At 70.0% G+C, this 17,803-nt stretch carries 18 protein-coding genes, 1 tRNA gene and 1 pseudogene; 12 read left to right on the top strand and 8 right to left on the bottom strand.

What is annotated here, in order from left to right:
* From AC07FY_RS11090 to AC07FY_RS11080, 3 genes are all read right to left on the bottom strand, one after another.
* Complete coding sequence (locus AC07FY_RS11090) at positions 1-1,518, bottom strand: DEAD/DEAH box helicase (RefSeq protein ID WP_479003770.1); 1,518 nt, start codon at positions 1,516-1,518, stop codon at positions 1-3.
* Positions 1,519-1,830: 312 nt separating this feature from the next.
* A complete protein-coding gene (locus tag AC07FY_RS11085; protein WP_479003767.1) occupies positions 1,831-2,034 on the bottom strand; it encodes a cold-shock protein in 204 nt (67 codons plus the stop codon).
* 468 nt (positions 2,035-2,502) lie between these two features.
* Entirely contained in the window at positions 2,503-3,186 is a 684-nt protein-coding gene (locus AC07FY_RS11080) for a TetR/AcrR family transcriptional regulator C-terminal domain-containing protein (RefSeq protein ID WP_479003764.1), read from the bottom strand.
* 119 nt (positions 3,187-3,305) lie between these two features.
* Between AC07FY_RS11080 and AC07FY_RS11075 the strand changes: the two genes are divergently transcribed.
* From AC07FY_RS11075 to AC07FY_RS11065, 3 genes and pseudogenes are all read left to right on the top strand, one after another.
* A complete protein-coding gene (locus AC07FY_RS11075) occupies positions 3,306-4,010 on the top strand; it encodes a DUF4386 domain-containing protein (RefSeq protein WP_479003762.1) in 705 nt (234 codons plus the stop codon).
* A 169-nt stretch (positions 4,011-4,179) separates the two neighbouring features.
* On the top strand, positions 4,180-4,653 hold the full coding sequence (locus AC07FY_RS11070) for an SCO4225 family membrane protein (protein WP_479003759.1): 474 nt from the start codon (positions 4,180-4,182) through the stop codon (positions 4,651-4,653).
* A gap of 300 nt (positions 4,654-4,953) precedes the next feature.
* Positions 4,954-5,429, top strand: a pseudogene (locus AC07FY_RS11065) (tyrosine-type recombinase/integrase); the annotation flags it as partial.
* Positions 5,430-5,512: 83 nt separating this feature from the next.
* Here AC07FY_RS11065 and AC07FY_RS11060 read toward each other — a convergent pair.
* Positions 5,513-5,586: transfer RNA gene (locus AC07FY_RS11060), tRNA-Gly, on the bottom strand.
* Positions 5,587-5,766: 180 nt separating this feature from the next.
* On the opposite strand from AC07FY_RS11060, the gene AC07FY_RS11055 reads away from it, so the two are divergent.
* From AC07FY_RS11055 to AC07FY_RS11045, 3 genes are all read left to right on the top strand, one after another.
* Positions 5,767-5,979, top strand: a complete 213-nt coding sequence (locus tag AC07FY_RS11055) for a hypothetical protein (RefSeq protein WP_079154239.1) — start codon at positions 5,767-5,769, stop codon at positions 5,977-5,979.
* A 69-nt stretch (positions 5,980-6,048) separates the two neighbouring features.
* On the top strand, positions 6,049-6,636 hold the full coding sequence (dcd, locus tag AC07FY_RS11050; RefSeq protein ID WP_479003756.1) for a dCTP deaminase: 588 nt from the start codon (positions 6,049-6,051) through the stop codon (positions 6,634-6,636).
* Positions 6,633-7,133, top strand: a complete 501-nt coding sequence (locus tag AC07FY_RS11045; protein ID WP_479003754.1) for a phosphoribosyltransferase — start codon at positions 6,633-6,635, stop codon at positions 7,131-7,133. The genes dcd and AC07FY_RS11045 overlap by 4 nt, the downstream gene beginning before the upstream one ends.
* 81 nt (positions 7,134-7,214) lie before the next feature.
* Here AC07FY_RS11045 and AC07FY_RS11040 read toward each other — a convergent pair whose 3' ends face one another.
* The 3 genes from AC07FY_RS11040 to AC07FY_RS11030 form a co-directional block, all read right to left on the bottom strand.
* Positions 7,215-8,147 carry a Yip1 family protein gene (locus AC07FY_RS11040; protein ID WP_479003752.1) on the bottom strand — a complete coding sequence of 311 codons (933 nt, stop codon included), beginning with the start codon at positions 8,145-8,147 and terminating at the stop codon, positions 7,215-7,217.
* Positions 8,148-8,355: 208 nt separating this feature from the next.
* Positions 8,356-10,752: a heterodisulfide reductase-related iron-sulfur binding cluster gene (locus tag AC07FY_RS11035; RefSeq protein WP_479003749.1), complete on the bottom strand. Its 2,397-nt coding sequence runs from the start codon at positions 10,750-10,752 to the stop codon at positions 8,356-8,358.
* Between the two features lie 110 nt (positions 10,753-10,862).
* Entirely contained in the window at positions 10,863-11,414 is a 552-nt protein-coding gene (locus tag AC07FY_RS11030) for a sugar transferase (RefSeq protein WP_479003747.1), read from the bottom strand.
* A 229-nt stretch (positions 11,415-11,643) separates the two neighbouring features.
* On the opposite strand from AC07FY_RS11030, the gene dnaK reads away from it, so the two are divergent.
* The 4 genes from dnaK to AC07FY_RS11010 are packed head-to-tail and all read left to right on the top strand — an operon-like array spanning position 11,644 to position 15,859.
* Positions 11,644-13,494 carry a molecular chaperone DnaK gene (gene dnaK / locus AC07FY_RS11025; RefSeq protein ID WP_479003744.1) on the top strand — a complete coding sequence of 617 codons (1,851 nt, stop codon included), beginning with the start codon at positions 11,644-11,646 and terminating at the stop codon, positions 13,492-13,494.
* Positions 13,494-14,171, top strand: coding sequence for a nucleotide exchange factor GrpE (grpE, locus tag AC07FY_RS11020; protein ID WP_479003741.1), 678 nt, complete (start codon positions 13,494-13,496; stop codon positions 14,169-14,171). Before dnaK ends, grpE begins: the two co-directional genes overlap by 1 nt.
* A 39-nt stretch (positions 14,172-14,210) precedes the next feature.
* Positions 14,211-15,392, top strand: coding sequence for a molecular chaperone DnaJ (gene dnaJ, locus AC07FY_RS11015; RefSeq protein ID WP_479003738.1), 1,182 nt, complete (start codon positions 14,211-14,213; stop codon positions 15,390-15,392).
* Positions 15,393-15,394: 2 nt separating this feature from the next.
* Positions 15,395-15,859 carry a heat shock protein transcriptional repressor HspR gene (locus AC07FY_RS11010; RefSeq protein ID WP_479003735.1) on the top strand — a complete coding sequence of 155 codons (465 nt, stop codon included), beginning with the start codon at positions 15,395-15,397 and terminating at the stop codon, positions 15,857-15,859.
* 195 nt (positions 15,860-16,054) lie between these two features.
* Here the strand turns inward: AC07FY_RS11010 and AC07FY_RS11005 are convergent, their stop codons facing one another.
* Positions 16,055-17,077 (bottom strand): helix-turn-helix transcriptional regulator, encoded by a 1,023-nt coding sequence (locus tag AC07FY_RS11005; RefSeq protein ID WP_479003732.1) that lies wholly within the window; start codon positions 17,075-17,077, stop codon positions 16,055-16,057.
* Positions 17,078-17,161: 84 nt separating this feature from the next.
* Here AC07FY_RS11005 and AC07FY_RS11000 point away from each other — a divergent pair, with 84 nt between their 5' ends.
* A complete protein-coding gene (locus AC07FY_RS11000) occupies positions 17,162-17,398 on the top strand; it encodes a hypothetical protein (protein WP_479003729.1) in 237 nt (78 codons plus the stop codon).
* Positions 17,398-17,712: a (2Fe-2S)-binding protein gene (locus AC07FY_RS10995; protein WP_479003726.1), complete on the top strand. Its 315-nt coding sequence runs from the start codon at positions 17,398-17,400 to the stop codon at positions 17,710-17,712. Before AC07FY_RS11000 ends, AC07FY_RS10995 begins: the two co-directional genes overlap by 1 nt.
* The last annotated feature ends 91 nt before the right edge of the window (positions 17,713-17,803 follow it).

Here is a 17,803-nt window from a genome sequence, read left to right as displayed (position 1 = left end):
TCAGACCGCCGCGTCGAAGGCGGGCCTGCGCGCGCCCGTGCGGCGGGCGGCCGACCCGGGCCTGCGGCGGCCGCCGGCGGCGCCGCCGCGCGGGGCCCGCTCGGTCACCGGCGCGGTGATCGTGACCGGGACCCCGGAGGGGGCCTGGGCGCCGGTGATGCGGTGCAGGGCCTCTTCGCCCGAGTGGACCGGAGTCGTCTGGGGGGTGATCCCGGCGGCGGTCATCAGGCGGGTCATGTCGCGGCGCTGGTTCGGGGTGACCAGGGTGACGACGCTGCCGGACTCACCGGCGCGGGCGGTACGGCCGCCGCGGTGGAGGTAGTCCTTGGGGTCGGTCGGCGGGTCGATGTTCACGACGAGGTCGAGGTTGTCGACGTGGATGCCGCGCGCCGCCACGTTCGTCGCGACCAGCACGGTGACGTGGCCGGTCTTGAACCGGGCGAGGGTCTTCGTGCGCTGCGGCTGGGACTTGCCCCCGTGCAGCGCTGCGGCCCGTACTCCGCTGTTGAGCAGGTGCTCGGTCAGGCGGTCGACGGCGTGCTTGGTGTCCAGGAACATCATGACCCGGCCCTCGCGCGCCGCGATCTCCGTCGTCGTCCGCTGCTTGTCGGCGCCCTGGACGTGCAGCACGTGGTGCTCCATCGTCGTCACGGCACCGGCCGAGGGGTCCACCGAGTGCACGACCGGGTCGGTCAGGTAGCGGCGCACCAGCAGGTCGACGTTGCGGTCCAGGGTGGCCGAGAACAGCATCCGCTGGCCCTCGGGGCGCACCTGGTCGAGGAGGGCGGTGACCTGGGGCATGAAGCCCATGTCGGCCATCTGGTCCGCTTCGTCGAGGACGGTGATCCCGACCTGGTTCAGGCGGCAGTCACCACGGTCGATGAGGTCCTTCAGCCGGCCCGGCGTGGCCACGACGACCTCGGCGCCGCCGCGCAGCGCGCCGGCCTGCTTGCCGATCGACATGCCGCCGACGACGGTGGTCAGCCGCAGCTTCACGGAGCGGGCGTAGGGGGTGAGCGCGTCCGTCACCTGCTGGGCCAGCTCGCGGGTCGGGACGAGGATGAGGGCGAGCGGCTGGCGGGGCTCGGCGCGCTGCCCGGCGGTGCGGGCCAGCAGGGCGAGGCCGAACGCCAGCGTCTTGCCGGAGCCGGTGCGGCCGCGGCCGAGGACGTCACGGCCCGCCAGGGTGTTGGGCAGGGTGGCGCCCTGGATCGGGAAGGGCACGGTCACGCCCTGCGTGCCGAGGGCGGCCAGCAGCTCCTTGGGCATGTCGAGGTCGGCGAACGACTCGACGGCGGGCAGCGCGGGAGTGATCGTCTTCGGCGGGGCGAACTCGCCCTGCACCGCGGCGGGCCGGCGTCCATAACCGCCGCCCGAGCGGCTCGGACCTCCGGAGCGGCCGGCGGCGGGCGCGCCGGAGCGGCCGCCACGGGGCGAGGCGGAGCCCGCGCCGAAGGAGGGGCCGCCGGTGCGGCCGCGGGTGCGGGAGGAGCGCTGGTTCGTACGTGTGGGGTTCATCGAGAACCTTCCTTGATACCGGCACGTATCAAGGAATTCCCGTAGCGGAGGAACAGCGCCGGGAATCACTGGAACGGGCCGAGTGGAAATGCGAAGCGAATGCGGCCTACAGGAAATCTGTACGGGCGCAGGCGCTGGGAAGAGCCACGTCAGCCGGAGGTGAAACCCGGAACGGCGGCCGAAGGGCGCGGCTGCGAAGCGGCCGCTGCCCTGAAAATCCGCGTTCCGCGGGCGGGAGCCCGCGCGGAACACGTGCAGCTGGGGCCCGCACCCCGAGGGATGCGGGCCCCAGCTACGAATCGTGCGTCAGCGTCAGGCGGGAACGATGTTCTCGGCCGTCGGGCCCTTCTGGCCCTGCGCGATCTCGAAGGCGACCTTCTGGCCTTCGAGCAGCTCGCGGAAGCCCTGGGCGGCGATGTTCGAGAAGTGGGCGAACACGTCGGGGCCGCCACCGTCCTGCTCGATGAAGCCGAATCCCTTGGCGGCGTTGAACCACTTCACGGTGCCAGTAGCCATGTCATTTCTCCTTCGGGGCTGTGCGCCGGAACCCACACCATGCGGGCACCGTGTCGCCGCGATGATGCCCCGACCGGAAAATGATCCGGAAAATACAAAGTGCTTCCGGCCGGCGCGGAGGCCGACCGAAGGCACCTGAAGATTTTGGGTACCAAAACTGCAACTGAGATCGACAGTAGCACGCCGAGGTGCTGTCCGTACGTTGAACATTTCCCTGTTCCGCGGCACGGCAGAAATCCTCCCCGCGAGGCCGATTGAATTCTCAGACCGCCGACACAGATATCACCGCACCGCGGCCGCAGCTCTCCGAAAACGGGGCGTGCGGTGGGGTGCGGAGCGGCGCCCGTACGCCATGGTGCGCACGGCTTCGCGCCGGCGGGGAACGGTGAGCGCAGGCCGGCGCGGGCGGCCGCGGCGAGCTGTGAGAACGGTGGCCCAGGTCACGCCACCGGGAATCCCCGGCGCCCGCTACGCCTGCCGCGCGGACGTCCAGCCCTGGCGGCGGAGGTTTTCGAAGCCGTCCAGGAGGAGGTCCAGGGCGAATTCGAACTCGAACTGGTCGTCGCAGCCGCCACCGACCGTGGAGCCCCCGTCGTGTGCGGCCGTCGCGGCCAGTTCCGCGATGTTCGGGTAGTGCGCCGCCAGCCCGGGGTCCGGCGGGCCGGAGGGGCCCGAGGTGTCGAACAGTTCCTGGCTGAAGCCGAGGAGGCGGCTGCCCATCGCGTGCATGACGTGGTGCGTGAGGTCGGCGGAGAGGCCGCCGTCCCGGAAGATCCCGGCCATCGAGTCCAGGTACGCGAGCACCGCCGGCGTGGGGCCGGTCCGCGACTCGATCACCCGGACCGCCCAGGGGTGGCGCAGCAGGACCCGCCGGGCCGAGAGGATCCGCCCGCGGACCACGCGCTGCCAGTCGCGGCCCGCGGCCGGCGGGTCGATCTCGCCGACGACGGCGTCGGCCATGCCGTCGAGCAGCTCCTCCTTGTTGGCCACGTGCTTGTAGAGGGCCATCGGTACGACGTCCAGCTCCTGCGCCAGCCTGCGCATGCTGAGCGCGTCGATGCCCGTGGTGTCCGCGAGCGCGACGGCGGCGCGTAGGACACGGTCCCGGTTCAGCGGGATCCGTTGCGTGCGGCTGGCTTCCTGCCGGGTCATTTCCGGTTCGGCCCCTTCCCTCTCCGACGGCCTCTCTCCTTGACGAGTGTACGCCGTACACCTAGGGTCGGGCCGAGGTGTACGGCGTACACCACTGCCGAGCGAGGGGTACAGAGAAGATGAGTCCTGACCGGAGAACCGCGGTGGCCGCGGGGTCGCTGTTCCTGCTGACCGAGGCCGCCGCGATAGCCGGGGCGATCCTGTACCGCCCCCTCCTGGGCGCCGCGGACGGCCGGCTCGCGCCGGGCGCCGACACGATGGCGCTGCTCGGGGTGGTCTGCGAGGTGGTGCTGGTGGTGGCGGTGGCCGGTACCGGCGCGGCGCTGTTCCCCGTCCTGCGGCGCCACGGTGAGGGGCTCGCGCTCGGGTACGCCTTCGGGCGGCTGCTGGAGGCGGCCGTCATCGCCGTCGGGATCGTCGCGGTGCTGGCACTCGTCACCCTGCGGCGGGACGCGGGGGCGGCGGACGGCGCCGATGCCGCGCTGGTGGCCGTGCACGACTGGACGTTCCTGCTCGGGCCCAACATCGCCCTCGGCCTGAACACCGTCCTGCTCGCGTACCTGGCGTACCGCGCACGGCTCGTACCCCGCTTCATCGCCGTGCTCGGTCTGATCGGCGGGCCACTGATCTGCGCCTCGGCCGTCGCCGTGATGTTCGGTGCCTACGAGCAGCTCTCCGCGGCGGGGGCGGCCGCCGCGCTCCCGGTGTTCGCCTGGGAACTGGCACTGGCCGGGTGGCTGCTCGTCAGGGGGTTCGGACCCGGCTCGGACGCCGCGCCCCGGGCAGACGGAGAGGCCGCCGATCCGGCACCCGTCGTTCGGTGAGCCCGCTCCTCCACCGAAATCCGCGGGCAATGGCTTTATCGGAAAGCCCTTTTGGCGGGAACGCCCGCCAAAGGGGCGAGCAGGATGAGTAGGCGTACTCAGGTGGAGTTCCTCGGCAGCTTCGAGACTGGGCGCAGGTCGAACGAAGCGGAACGGGACGGGGAACGAAATGGTGCGGCGCTGGTCGAGGCCCGAGATGTGGGTGCCCGGTGGATACCTGGCCCTGGTGGCCGCGATGCTGGTCTACGTCGAGGTCGGCAGCCGGATGGGCGACATCGGGTTCTTCGGAATCTGGCCGATCCTCGCCACCGCGCCGGTCAGCCTCCTGCTCCTGAGCACGTTCGGACCCGCCGCGGATGCCCTGGACGAGCCGGCCCCGGTCGTGGGGCCGATCCACGAGGGCCCGCAGCCGCCTCCCGAGCCGCTGCCCACGGAGTTCGTGCCGGAGTCCGCGCCGCGCCCCTCGGACTGGGTGGCACCGGACACTTCCCTCGACGGCAAGTTCGACATGTGGTCCGACGTCGGCTTCCACGGCGCGGTCCTGATCAGCGCCCTCGTCAACGCCGCGGCGATCTGGTCCCTGCTCCGCTACGTGGCACGCCGACGGGACGCCCTTCGGCGCCGACGGCCGACGGGGAACTGAACCCCGGCCGCCGCGTCGAGGGCGACACCAGGCCGTGGAGGTCATCTGCCCACGCCTCGGCGGGACTTGAGGTACGCGGAGGGCGCGGAAGTGTGGCAGAGGTCTGGGCAACGACGACGGCCCTGGTCTGCGACCTGGTCCTTGTTCACGAGCGGATGACGCGCGGATCATGACGCTGACCTGGAGAATCGTCTGCGGTGTAGCAACCGTGCCCGACTCTGATGGCCGTCGTTGACCGGTGCTACTCGCTCGTACTGGCACGACAGTGGCGCGACCTCGTGCAGCTCCAGCGCCACCCCCCGTCACCCCATCCGATCCGCGAACGTCGGAGTCTGTGTGCGGTCCGCTGAGCCCGAGCCGAACACCTACAAGCGGGCCTCCGGCGAGACCAAGTCCGAGGCAGGCAAGCGGGTCATCGTCCTGCCGGACTTCATGAAGGGTGATCTGAAGCTCCACATGTATCCGTACGCGGAGCAAAAGCCGGACGGGCGGCTGTTCGTGGGGGAGCGGGGCGCCCCCTTTCGCCGGACGACCTGTGGACGGAAGTGGAAGAAAGCCCGGAAGAAGGTGGGACTGCCGGGGGCTTCACGCTTTACGACCTTCGTCACACCGGGCACACCCTCTCCACCCAGTCCGGTGCGACGCTGAAGGACACGATGGTGCGGGCCGGCCAGTCGTCTGAGAAGGCGGCCATGATCTACCAGCACTCCAACCTGGAGCGTCAGCGGGAAGTTGCCGCAGGGATCCACAAGCGGGTGGAGATCATGCGCCCAAGGCATCTGGCACGGATCTGGCACGAGACCAAGAGAAAGGTCCGGGCAACGCGAAAGCCCCAGGTCGCTCACCTGGGGCTTTGCTGTGGAGCGGATGACGGGAATCGAACCCGCGCTATAAGCTTGGGAAGCTCATGTTCTACCATTAAACTACATCCGCATAACCGTCCAGTTGCCTGGATCGGTAGCGTTGTCCACTGTACCCCATGATCGACCCCCGGTGAATCCGCCCCGGGGGCGGCGGCGTGTGGGGGGTGTACCCGGGCGTCCGGGGGCGGGAGTTGGGGCGTACCGTGTGGGGGCGGAGCGGCGGCTGGAGTGAAGTCTCGATCATCCCCTAATGTGGCGATTCGTAGCAGTACGGCTCGTTGGGGAAAGGGACTCGATGGAGCACACCGTCGTCCGTTGTGCCGAAGGGCACGTGTTCAGTACCGCCTCCTTCCCGCTGCAGCACCTCGGTGCCGGCCGGATCGGGCCCGGGCGGCTGTTGCGGTGTCCGCGGTGCGCGCGGTTGAGGCAGGCCGTGCCCGTGGGTGGCGCCGTCAGGCGTTAGGCCGGGCCGGGGCGCGCGGGGGCCGCTGCCGATTGGGGGTGGCCCGCGCGCTCTGCGTATCCTCGGGACGTGCTTCTCTCTGACAAAGACATCCGGGCCGAGCTCGACAGCGGACGGGTTCGCATCGACCCGTTCGAGGAGTCGATGGTGCAGCCCTCCAGCATCGACGTACGCCTCGACCGGTTCTTCCGGGTGTTCGAGAATCACCGCTACGCGCACATCGATCCCGCGATCGAGCAGGCGGACCTGACCCGGCTGGTCGAGCCGGAGGGGGACGAGGCCTTCATCCTCCACCCCGGGGAGTTCGTGCTCGCCTCCACGTACGAGGTCGTCTCGCTGCCCGACGACATCGCCTCCAGACTGGAGGGGAAGTCCAGCCTGGGCCGCCTCGGTCTGGTGACGCATTCGACCGCCGGGTTCATCGACCCCGGGTTCTCGGGCCACGTGACCCTGGAGCTGTCGAACCTCGCCACGCTGCCGATCAAGCTCTGGCCGGGCATGAAGATCGGGCAGCTCTGCATGTTCCGGCTCAGCTCGCCCGCGGAGTTCCCGTACGGCAGCGACCGGTACGGCTCCCGGTACCAGGGACAGCGCGGGCCGACCGCCTCGCGCTCCTTCCAGAACTTCCACCGCACCCAGGTGAGGCACGAGGCATGAGTGACGTAGTACGCGAGAACCTCGACTACGAGGGGTTCGGGCGGGCCGTGCGGCAGCTCGCGCAGACGATCGCCGACGACGGGTACGAGCCCGACATCATCCTGAGCATCGCCCGCGGCGGGGTGTTCGTCGCCGGAGGGCTGGCCTACGCGCTCGACTGCAAGAACATCCACCTCGTGAACGTGGAGTTCTACACGGGCGTCGGCACCACCCTGGAGATGCCGGTCATGCTGGCGCCGGTGCCCGAGGCGATCGACTTCACCGACAAGAAGGTGCTGATCGCCGACGACGTCGCCGACACCGGCAAGACGCTCAAGCTCGTCCACGACTTCTGCCTCGGGCACGTCGCCGAGGTCCGGTCGGCCGTGATCTACGAGAAGTCGCACTCGCTGGTGAAGTGCGAGTACGTGTGGAAGAAGACCGACGACTGGATCAACTTCCCCTGGTCGGTCGAGCCGCCGGTCGTGCGGCGCGAGGGCCAGGTCCTCGACGCGTAGACGACGCACGGAGGGCCCGCCGCGCAGATGGTGCGCGGCGGGCCCTCCCGCGTGTCGCCGGTGTACCGCCGGGCCGGCCGGCTAGATCGTGCCCAGCTTGATGATCGACAGCAGGGCGATCAGCTGGATGGCGGACGCACCCAGGGCCTTGGGCCAGGGCAGGTCGTGGGACTTGCTGACCAGCGACGTGAACAGGGCGCCCGCCGCCACCCAGGTGACCCAGCCGAGGATCTGGACCAGGCCGTTGTCGCCGCCGAGGAAGACGGCGAAGAGCAGGCGCGGGGCGTCCGTCAGCGACATGACCAGCATGGACAGGCCCACGGTGGGCTGCCAGGCGCCGTCGCCGCCGAGCTGGCGGGCCAGCGTGTGGGTGACCGCGCCGAGCAGCAGGCCGCAGATCACGAAGGCCGCGCCCGCCGAGAGGACGATCGGCACGGCCTGGGGGAGCGTCGCGTTGATGACGTCCTGGCGGGCGTCGTCGAGGCCGAAGACCGCGAGGAGGCCGTAGAGGAAGGTCACGGTCAGGGCCGGCCCCCAGACGGCGTAGTCGCGCATCCGGAAGAAGGTCTCGCCCGGGCGCGTCACGATGCCGCGCAGCAGTTCCTTCCACGGCAGTCGCGGGCCGGACGGGGCCGCTGTGGAAGCGCCCGCCTGGTACGTCGCGCCCTGGCCGTACGGGTCCTCGCCGACGGCGAACATCTGGGTGTGGCCCGGGTTGTCGTCGGTGTAGCCCCCGTGGCCACCGTGACCGCCCTGGCTCCCGTGCCCGCCGCCCTGGTCCCCGTGGCCGTACGGGGCCCGCGGGGGCTGCTGCTGTCCGTACGGGTCGAAGTACTCGGGCTCGCCGTGGCCCCCGGCGTCCGGCTGCGGCCACTGCTGCTGTGGCGGCGGGCCCGCGGGAGGGTAGGGCTGCCGGCCGTACGGAGGCGGTTGCTGCCCGTACGGCTGCTGCCGCGGAGGTTGTTGCGGGGTGCGGTTGTTGTCCCGGCCGCGTCCGATCCTGAATCCAGCCACGTGATCGAAAGTACCCGGTCCCGTCGCGCTCCGTGGACGGGCGGCCGTAAATGGGTGCCTTTGCGGCTGACCTGTGACATCCCCTAGGGGACGGGGCGGCCCCGCGCGCCCGCCCCGCACGGCGAACGGCCGGCCCCCTGGGGGACCGGCCGTTTCCGTGTGCGGTGCGGGGCCGTGCGGTGCGGAGGGGTCGCGCAGGCGCGATGGCCTACTTGGCCTCCTCCGGCTTCGCCTCGGTGGTTTCAGCGCCCTCAGCAGGCTCAGCGCCCTCAGCAGCCTCCGGAGATCCCGCAGCCGCCTTCGCCCCGGTCTCGACCACCACCGGTGCGGCCTCGACCGCCACCGGTTCGGCCTCGGCCTCGGCCTCGCCCTCCGGCTCAGCGACCGCCACCGGCTCCGGCGCCTTCACCGACTCCAGCAGCAGCTGCGCCACGTCCACGACCTGCACGGACTCCTTGGCCTTGCCCTCGTTCTTCTTGCCGTTCACCGAGTCGGTGAGCATGACCAGGCAGAACGGGCAGGCGGTGGAGACGATGTCCGGGTTCAGGGACAGCGCCTCGTCGACGCGCTCGTTGTTGATGCGCTTGCCGATCCGCTCCTCCATCCACATCCGCGCGCCACCGGCGCCGCAGCAGAAGCCCCGCTCCTTGTGGCGGTGCATCTCCTGCTGGCGCAGCCCCGGCACGGCCGACATGATCTCGCGCGGCGGCGTGTAGACCTTGTTGTGGCGGCCCAGGTAGCAGGGGTCGTGGTAGGTGATCAGACCGTCGACCGGCGTCACCGGCGTCAGCCGGCCCTCGTCGATCAGGTGCTGGAGCAGCTGCGTGTGGTGGATGACCTCGTACTCGCCACCCAGCTGCGGGTACTCGTTCGCGATGGTGTTGAAGCAGTGCGGGCAGGTCGAGACGATGCGCTTCGCCGACTTGGGCTTCTTCGTCGACGGGTCCTCGTCGTCCTCGCCGAAGGCCATGTTCAGCATGGCCACGTTCTCCTGGCCGAGCTGCTGGAACAGCGGCTCGTTGCCGAGGCGGCGGGGCGAGTCACCGGTGCACTTCTCGTCGCCGCCCATGATCGCGAACTTGACGCCCGCGATGTTCAGCAGCTCCGCGAAGGCCTTGGTGGTCTTCTTGGCCCGGTCCTCCAGGGCGCCGGCGCAGCCGACCCAGTAGAGGTAGTCGAACTCGGAGAGGTCCTCCGCGTCCTTGCCGATGATCGGGACCTCGAAGTCCACCTCCTTGGTCCACTCGACGCGCTGCTTCTTCGCCAGGCCCCAGGGGTTGCCCTTCTTCTCCAGGTTCTTGAGCATCGTGCCCGCCTCCGACGGGAACGCGCTCTCGATCATCACCTGGTAGCGGCGCATGTCGACGATGTGGTCGATGTGCTCGATGTCGACGGGGCACTGCTCCACGCACGCGCCGCAGGTGGTGCAGGACCACAGCACGTCCGGGTCGATGACGCCGTTCTCCTCGGCGGTGCCGATGAGCGGGCGCTCGGCCTCGGCGATGGCGGAGGCCGGGACGTCCTTCAGCTGCTCCGCCGTGGCCTTCTCGTTGCCCTCCATGTCCTTGCCGCCGCCGGCCAGCAGATACGGGGCCTTGGCGTGCGCGTGGTCGCGCAGCGACATGATCAGGAGCTTGGGGGACAGCGGCTTGCCCGTGTTCCAGGCGGGGCACTGCGACTGGCAGCGGCCGCACTCGGTGCACGTGGAGAAGTCGAGGATGCCCTTCCAGGAGAACTGCTCGACCTGGGAGACGCCGAAGTTGTCGTCCTCGCCCGGGTCCTCGAAGTCGATCTCCTTGCCACCGCTGGTCATCGGCTGGAGGGCGCCGAGCGCGGTCGAGCCGTCGGCGTTCCGCTTGAACCAGATGTTGGGGAAGCCGAGGAAGCGGTGCCAGGCGACGCCCATGTTGGTGTTGAGCGAGACCACGATCATCCAGACCAGCGAGGTGCCGATCTTGATCATCGCGGTGAAGTAGATGGCGTTCTGCAGGGTGCCGAGCGAGAGCCCCTCGAAGGCCAGCACCAGCGGGTACGACACGAAGTACGCCGGGTCGTAGCCGTCCACGTGGTGGATCGCGCCCTCGAGGCCGCGCAGGGCGAGGATGGCGAGGCCGATGGTCAGGATGATGTACTCGACGAAGTACGCCTGCCAGGCCTTCGAGCCGGTGAAGCGCGACTTGCGTCCCGCCCGGGAGGGCAGGTTGAGCAGCCGGATCGCGATGAGGACGAGGATGCCCACGACCGTCATCAGGCCGATGAACTCGATGTACATCTCGAACGGCAGGAAGCCGCCGATGACCGGCAGCGTCCAGTCGGCCTGGAAGAGCTGCCCGTAGGCCTGCGCGAGGGTGGGCGGCAGGGTCAGGAAGCCGATCGCGACGAACCAGTGGGCGAAGCCGACGATGCCCCAGCGGTTCATCCGGCTGTGGCCCAGGAACTCCCGGACCAGGGTGAGCGTTCGGGCCTTCGGGTCGTCCGTGCGGCTGCCGGCCGGAACGGCCTGGCCGAGCTTCACGAAGCGGTAGATCTGCGCCACGGCTCGGGCGAGCAGCGCGACGCCGACCACGGTCAGGACCAGCGACACGATGATCGCGGCGAGTTGCATGGGAGGGCTCCTCGGGCGGCACTTACTAAGCGGTAACTTATGAAGTCAAGGCTTGAGGTTACCCATTCCCGACGCCGCAATGTAGCTGAGCGTGCGGTGATCTGTGTCGCTCAGGGCTGCCTATGTCGGTAGGCCGCCCGTGGGGTCTGCGCCAGGATCGCCAGGTCCATCCCGAGCCAGTGGTTCTCCACATAATGCAGGTCGAGCAGGGGCATCTCCTCCCACGGTAGGTCCGAGCGCGCGCTGACCTGCCACAGGCCCGTCATTCCGGGGTGTACGAGGAGCCGCTCGGGCCGGTCGGTACGGGGCCCCGGGCGCGGCCCGACCAGCGACATCTCCCCCTTGAGCACGTTGATCAGCTGCGGCAGGGCGTCGAGGGCGCACCGCTCCACGGCTTCGCCGACGCCGCCCGCGCCGTCGGTGCGCAGGCGCCAGGTCCGAAAGGGCCGCCCGGCCCGCCCGGCGGCCGGCTCCCGGACCAGGACCCGGCCGCCCTGGGTCACGTACAGCAGACCGGCGGCCAGCGCGAGCGGCAGGGCGGTCAGCGCGAGCAGGAGCAGGGCGCCGGCGAGGTCGAGCACCCGTTTGGCCGGGGGCCTCGCCGGCCAGGCGCGGCGGGACGGCCGGGTCCGCGGCGAGGGGAGGGTGGGCAGCAGCGGCATGCCAGCACCGTGCCGGATGCCTCCGGCGGCGGCGGGGTGCCGCGCGGCGGGGGTGACCCGTTCGGGTGCGGCGGGGGCGGCGGGCGCCGCCGGGATCGCCCGGGGAGTTGCAGGGTTGCGCGTAAGCAAGGGCTAAAGGTTGAGTCGAGTCGACTCAGCTCTGTTGACGCACGAGCGACGATGCGGCATCCTTGAGTCTGTTCCACTCAAGTCAGCTGGAGGAATCGAAATGGCACGTGCGGTCGGCATCGACCTGGGCACCACTAACTCCGTCGTCAGCGTTCTGGAAGGCGGCGAGCCCACCGTCATCACCAACGCCGAGGGCGCCAGGACCACGCCGTCCGTCGTCGCCTTCGCCAAGAACGGCGAGGTCCTCGTCGGCGAGGTGGCCAAGCGCCAGGCGGTCACGAACGTGGACCGGACCATCCGCTCCGTCAAGCGCCACATGGGCACTGACTGGAAGATCAACCTGGATGGCAAGGACTTCAACCCGCAGCAGATGAGCGCCTTCATCCTGCAGAAGCTGAAGCGCGACGCCGAGGCGTACCTGGGCGAGAAGGTCACGGACGCGGTCATCACCGTCCCGGCCTACTTCAACGACTCCGAGCGCCAGGCGACGAAGGAGGCCGGCGAGATCGCGGGCCTGAACGTCCTGCGTATTGTCAACGAGCCGACGGCCGCCGCCCTGGCCTACGGCCTCGACAAGGACGACCAGACCATTCTCGTCTTCGACCTCGGTGGCGGCACCTTCGACGTGTCGCTCCTGGAGATCGGCGACGGCGTCGTCGAGGTCAAGGCCACCAACGGTGACAACCACCTCGGTGGCGACGACTGGGACCAGCGCGTCGTCGACTACCTGGTGAAGCAGTTCCAGAACGGCCACGGCGTCGACCTGTCCAAGGACAAGATGGCCCTCCAGCGTCTGCGCGAGGCGGCCGAGAAGGCGAAGATCGAGCTGTCCTCCTCCACGGAGACGACGATCAACCTGCCCTACATCACGGCCTCCGCCGAGGGCCCGCTGCACCTGGACGAGAAGCTCACGCGCTCGCAGTTCCAGCAGCTCACCGCGGACCTGCTCGACCGCTGCAAGACCCCGTTCCACAACGTCATCAAGGACGCCGGCATCCAGCTGTCCGAGATCGACCACGTGGTCCTGGTCGGCGGCTCCACCCGCATGCCGGCCGTCGCCGAGCTCGTCAAGGAGCTCACCGGCGGTCAGGACGCCAACAAGGGCGTCAACCCGGACGAGGTCGTCGCCATCGGCGCCACCCTCCAGGCCGGTGTGCTCAAGGGTGAGGTCAAGGACGTCCTGCTCCTCGACGTGACCCCGCTGTCCCTCGGCATCGAGACCAAGGGCGGCATCATGACCAAGCTCATCGAGCGCAACACGACCATCCCGACCAAGCGGTCGGAGATCTTCACGACGGCCGAGGACAACCAGCCGTCCGTGCAGATTCAGGTCTACCAGGGTGAGCGCGAGATCGCGGCGTACAACAAGAAGCTCGGCATGTTCGAGCTGACCGGCCTGCCGCCGGCCCCGCGCGGCGTCCCGCAGATCGAGGTCTCCTTCGACATCGACGCGAACGGCATCATGCACGTCACGGCCAAGGACCTTGGCACGGGCAAGGAGCAGAAGATGACCGTCACCGGCGGCTCCTCGCTCGGCAAGGACGAGGTCGACCGCATGCGCCAGGAGGCCGAGCAGTACGCGGAGGAGGACCTGCGCCGCAAGGAGGCGGCCGAGTCCCGCAACCAGGGCGAGCAGCTCGTCTACCAGACGGAGAAGTTCGTCAAGGACAACGAGGACAAGGTCCCGGCCGACGTCAAGGCCGAGGTCGAGGCCGCCGTCACCGAGCTGAAGGAAAAGCTCAAGGGCGAGGACACCGCCGAGATCCGCACCGCGACGGAGAAGCTCGCCGCGGTCAGCCAGAAGCTCGGCCAGGCGATCTACGCCGACGCCCAGGCCGCCCAGGGCGCCGCGGGTGCCGGTGCGGACGACGCGGCGCAGGCCAAGGCCGATGACGATGTCGTCGACGCCGAGATCGTCGACGACGAGAAGCCGAAGGGTGGCGCTGCCTGATGTCGGAGGAGACCCCGGGCTTCGAGGAGAAGCCCGACGTCCCCGTCGACGGCACGCCCGACGAGCCGAAGGCCGCCGACTCCGCCACGGAGGAGGCGGCGGCCCCGGCCGGGGACGCGAACACTCAGGCCGCCGGTCAGGAAGCGGCACTGCTCGCGCAGCTGGACCAGGCCCGTACGGCGCTCGGTGAGCGCACCGCGGACCTCCAGCGGCTCCAGGCGGAGTACCAGAACTACCGCCGCCGGGTTGAGCGGGACCGGATCGCCGTCAAGGAGATCGCGGTCGCGTCCCTCCTGACGGAACTGCTCCCGACCCTGGACGACATCGGCCGGGCGCGGGAGCATGGCGAGCTGGTCGGCGGCTTCAAGTCGGTGGCTGAATCGCTGGAGACCGCCGCGGCCAAGATGGGGCTGCAGCAGTTCGGCAAGGAGGGCGAGCCCTTCGACCCGACGATCCACGAGGCCCTGATGCACTCGTACGCGCCGGACGTCACCGAGACGACCTGCGTGGCGATTCTGCAGCCGGGGTACCGGATCGGCGAGCGCACGATCCGCCCCGCCCGGGTCGCGGTGGCCGAGCCCCAGCCGGGTGCGGCCCCCAAGTCCGGCTCGGAGGGGGCGGCCGCGGAGGGTGAGACGCCGTCGGCCAAGGACGCGGATGCCCCCGACGAGGGCTGAAGCTGAACCAGTAGCGGTACGAGAGGAGGGACACCGGGGATGAGCACGAAGGACTTCGTGGAGAAGGACTACTACAAGGTCCTCGGTGTCCAGAAGGACGCCACCGAGGCCGAGATCAAGAAGGCGTACCGGAAGCTCGCACGCGAGTTCCACCCGGACGCCAACAAGGGCGACGCCTCGGCCGAGGCGCGCTTCAAGGAGATCTCCGAGGCGAACGACATCCTCGGCGACGCCAAGAAGCGCAAGGAGTACGACGAGGCGCGCGCCCTGTTCGGCAACGGCGGCTTCCGCGCCGGGCCGGGCGGGGCCGGCGGCTCGTTCAACTTCGACCTCGGGGACCTCTTCGGCGGCCAGCAGCCGGGCGGCGCCGCCGGCGGTTTCGGCGGCGGCCTGGGCGATGTCTTCGGCGGCCTGTTCAACCGCGGCGCGGGCCCCGGTGCGGGCACCCGCACCCAGCCGCGCCGCGGTCAGGACATCGAGTCGGAGGTCACCCTCTCCTTCACGGAGGCGGTGGACGGGGCCACGGTCCCGCTGCGGATGTCCTCGCAGGCGCCCTGCAAGGCGTGTTCGGGCACCGGCGACAAGAACGGCACGCCCCGTGTGTGCCCGACCTGCGTCGGCACCGGGCAGGTCTCCCGGGGCAGCGGCGGAGGCTTCTCGCTGACCGACCCCTGTGCGGACTGCAAGGGCCGCGGCCTGATCGCGGAGACCCCCTGCGAGGTCTGCAAGGGCAGTGGTCGGGCCCGCAGTTCGCGCACCATGCAGGTCCGGATCCCGGCGGGCGTCTCCGACGGCCAGCGGATCCGGCTGCGCGGCAAGGGCGCGCCGGGTGAGCGCGGCGGTCCCGCCGGTGACCTCTACGTCGTCGTGCACGTCGGCTCCCACCCGGTGTTCGGCCGCAAGGACGACAACCTGACGGTGACCGTCCCCGTGACGTTCGCCGAGGCGGCGCTGGGCGCCGACATCAGGGTCCCGACCCTGAACGGCCCGCAGGTGACGCTGAAGCTGCCGCCGGGCACCCCCAATGGCCGCACCATGCGGGCCCGCGGCAAGGGGGCGGTCCGCAAGGACGGCACCCGCGGCGACCTGCTGGTGACGGTGGAGGTCGCGGTCCCGACCGAGCTGTCGGACAAGGCCCGCGAGGCGCTGGAGATGTACCGCGATGCGACGGAGTCGCTGGACCCGCGCAGCGCGCTGTTCGAGTCCGCGAAGGGAGCATGACCATGGACGGCCACCGACGACAGTCCTCCCGCCTGGGCGGGGGCTACCAGCTCACCGATGAGACCCCGGTCTACGTGATCTCGGTGGCCGCCCAGCTCTCGGGCCTGCACCCGCAGACCCTCCGCCAGTACGACCGCCTCGGCCTGGTCTCCCCCGACCGCACGGCCGGGCGCGGCCGGCGCTACTCCGCCCGCGACATCGAACTGCTCCGCACGGTGCAGGCGCTGTCGCAGGACGAGGGCATCAACCTGGCGGGCATCAAGCGGATCATCGAGCTGGAGAACCAGGTGGCGGCGCTCCAGCAGCGGGTGGCGGAACTCTCGGCGGCGGTGGACGGCGCGGCGGCCACGCTGCGGGCCCGCGAGGCCCAGGTGCATGCCTCCTACCGGCGCGACCTGGTTCCCTACCAGCCTCCGCAGCCGGGCAACGCCCTGGTCGTCTGGCGACCCAAGCGCCCGGTGGACTGACGGCGGCGGATCCCCGGCGGATCGGCGGTTTTCAGCCAGCGCCGCTATCTGCGAGGCCCCTGCCCGGTAACGGGTGGGGGCCTTCCGTTTGTCTCCGGCGGCAGTGGGTACCCGCCCGGCGCCCGTCGGCGGCGGCCGTGGGTGCGCCCCGGGCCCGCCGGCGTTGGCGTCCGGCGGCGCCCGCGCCGGGTGGGCTCAGTGCTGCCGGTGCTCCGGGGTGTCGAGGATGCCGGACTGGGCGATGAGGAAGCCCAGTTGGGCACGGCTGCCGCTGCCCAGGTAGGCGGCCAGCTTGGCGATGTGGGCCCGGCAGGTGCGTACGTTCATCCCCAGGCGGCGCGCGATGGCCTCGTCCACGTGCCCCTCGACGAGCAGTTGCGCGATGGTGCGCTGGACGCCCGAGACGCCGTCCGGGGCGTGCGTGTAAGTCACTTCCTCGGTCAACGGCACGGCTCGGCGCCACAGTTGCTCGAAGACCTTGATGAGGTAGTCGACGAGCCCGGGGTGGCGCAGCTCCAGCGCCACCGTGCGGTCGTCGCTGGCCGGGATGAAGGCCACGGTCCGGTCGAAGATCATGAGGCGCTCTATGAGCTCTTCCAGGGTGCGGATCTCCGCCTTGCCCGTGGAGATCCGGTCCACGTAGGCGAGGGTGCCCTGGCTGTGCCGTACCGTGTGCTGGTAGAGCGTGCGGATGCTCACCCCCCGGTTGAGCAGCGGTGCGGCGCGCTCCAGTGCCTCGGTGAGGATGAAGCTGGGCCGGGCGCCACCCGGTTGGACGGTCAGCGCCTCGGTGTGGCACTCGGCGGTGGCCAGGTCCAGGGCCGCGTTGATCTGCTCGAAACCCTCCAGCACGGTGATGGCGTGAGTGGTCGCCGGGCTCTGGGCGCTGATGGTGAGGAACGGCTCGAACGCGTCGGCAAGGTCCACCGCACTGCGTCTGCGGTCCCGGATTTCGCGCTCGAGCGGATGGAGCCGCTGGGTCAGGGCAACGGAGGGTGGAACCGCGCGCAGTTGGTTCGCGTCATCCGGGTCGGGCCTCAGCAGAGCGAATTCCAGCAGGCAGGGGGCGTTCTCCACCTCGCCGCGGGAGACGCGGCCGGTGCTGAGCGCGGCTGCGTAGAGGCGCGATCCCTCGGGGCACATGGCTGTGACCGGGTGGGGATGTGTCGGGTTTGTGTCGCTCTTGGGCAAATCTCCACCCCCCAGGGTCCTGAACATGTAAGAACATGATGCATCGTCCCTGTGGCACTGACGTGCCTGAATGAGCCATCGTCAGTCACGCGGGGGAGAGGATTCCATCAAGTGAGGACGAAGCCGACCATGTATAAGAGAATGCTTCGCTCGGTGCTTGCCGTTGTTTTCTCCGTCGTTACGGTCCATGGGGCAGTCGTCGCGTTCAACGGCGACGCGGGAAGCGTTCAGGCCGACACCGGCACCAGCACGAGCACGCCCGTCGAATCGGTAGGCAAGACCGATCTGGGCTGGAACACGGCTCCCGCTGATCTCGGCTGGAACACCACACCGGCGAAGGTCTCCTGATGACCCCCGACGACCGCGGTTTCCGCCGCGAAATGGCCTCTGCCTACCGCTCGGGCTGGCAGTTCATCGACCTCGCCACGGCCATCCCCCACACGGGCGACTCGTTGATGGTCACCTTGTTCGGACAGCCGATCGTCATCGTGCGCGAGGAGGACGAGGACGTACGTGCCTACCGCTGCCTGCGTCGTCCCCGCGGCGCGCCGCAGCCCGTCCGCTGCGAGGTGCGCTACGGAATGGTCTTCGTCAACCTCGACCAGCGCGACCACCAGCTGTTCGAGCCCGACGCCACCACCGCCACCCCCCGCAGTGCCTGAAGCGATTCCCCCGTCGTTGCAGATCGCTCAGGTGCTTCCCCCACACAACGGCGCCATCGTGGACCTGACCACGATGGCGCCGTTGTGGTGT

Source organism: Streptomyces sp. NPDC045967, from assembly GCF_056430495.1.
Note: the sequence above shows the minus strand (reverse complement) of the source record. Positions and strands in the feature narration are given on the sequence as shown.

What these genes read in the sequence shown, in the direction of transcription:
- AC07FY_RS11090 (WP_479003770.1), bottom strand. Translation starts at nt 1,518, where the DNA reads ATGAACCCCACACGTACGAACCAGCGCTCCTCCCGCACCCGCGGCCGC.
- AC07FY_RS11010 (WP_479003735.1), top strand. Translation starts at nt 15,395, where the DNA reads ATGGACGGCCACCGACGACAGTCCTCCCGCCTGGGCGGGGGCTACCAG.
- dnaJ (WP_479003738.1), top strand. Translation starts at nt 14,211, where the DNA reads ATGAGCACGAAGGACTTCGTGGAGAAGGACTACTACAAGGTCCTCGGT.
- AC07FY_RS11035 (WP_479003749.1), bottom strand. Translation starts at nt 10,752, where the DNA reads ATGCAACTCGCCGCGATCATCGTGTCGCTGGTCCTGACCGTGGTCGGC.
- AC07FY_RS11045 (WP_479003754.1), top strand. Translation starts at nt 6,633, where the DNA reads ATGAGTGACGTAGTACGCGAGAACCTCGACTACGAGGGGTTCGGGCGG.
- AC07FY_RS11075 (WP_479003762.1), top strand. Translation starts at nt 3,306, where the DNA reads ATGAGTCCTGACCGGAGAACCGCGGTGGCCGCGGGGTCGCTGTTCCTG.
- AC07FY_RS11030 (WP_479003747.1), bottom strand. Translation starts at nt 11,414, where the DNA reads ATGCCGCTGCTGCCCACCCTCCCCTCGCCGCGGACCCGGCCGTCCCGC.
- grpE (WP_479003741.1), top strand. Translation starts at nt 13,494, where the DNA reads ATGTCGGAGGAGACCCCGGGCTTCGAGGAGAAGCCCGACGTCCCCGTC.
- dnaK (WP_479003744.1), top strand. Translation starts at nt 11,644, where the DNA reads ATGGCACGTGCGGTCGGCATCGACCTGGGCACCACTAACTCCGTCGTC.
- AC07FY_RS11005 (WP_479003732.1), bottom strand. Translation starts at nt 17,077, where the DNA reads ATGTTCAGGACCCTGGGGGGTGGAGATTTGCCCAAGAGCGACACAAAC.
- AC07FY_RS11070 (WP_479003759.1), top strand. Translation starts at nt 4,180, where the DNA reads ATGGTGCGGCGCTGGTCGAGGCCCGAGATGTGGGTGCCCGGTGGATAC.
- AC07FY_RS11080 (WP_479003764.1), bottom strand. Translation starts at nt 3,186, where the DNA reads ATGACCCGGCAGGAAGCCAGCCGCACGCAACGGATCCCGCTGAACCGG.
- AC07FY_RS11085 (WP_479003767.1), bottom strand. Translation starts at nt 2,034, where the DNA reads ATGGCTACTGGCACCGTGAAGTGGTTCAACGCCGCCAAGGGATTCGGC.
- AC07FY_RS10995 (WP_479003726.1), top strand. Translation starts at nt 17,398, where the DNA reads ATGACCCCCGACGACCGCGGTTTCCGCCGCGAAATGGCCTCTGCCTAC.
- AC07FY_RS11055 (WP_079154239.1), top strand. Translation starts at nt 5,767, where the DNA reads ATGTGGCGATTCGTAGCAGTACGGCTCGTTGGGGAAAGGGACTCGATG.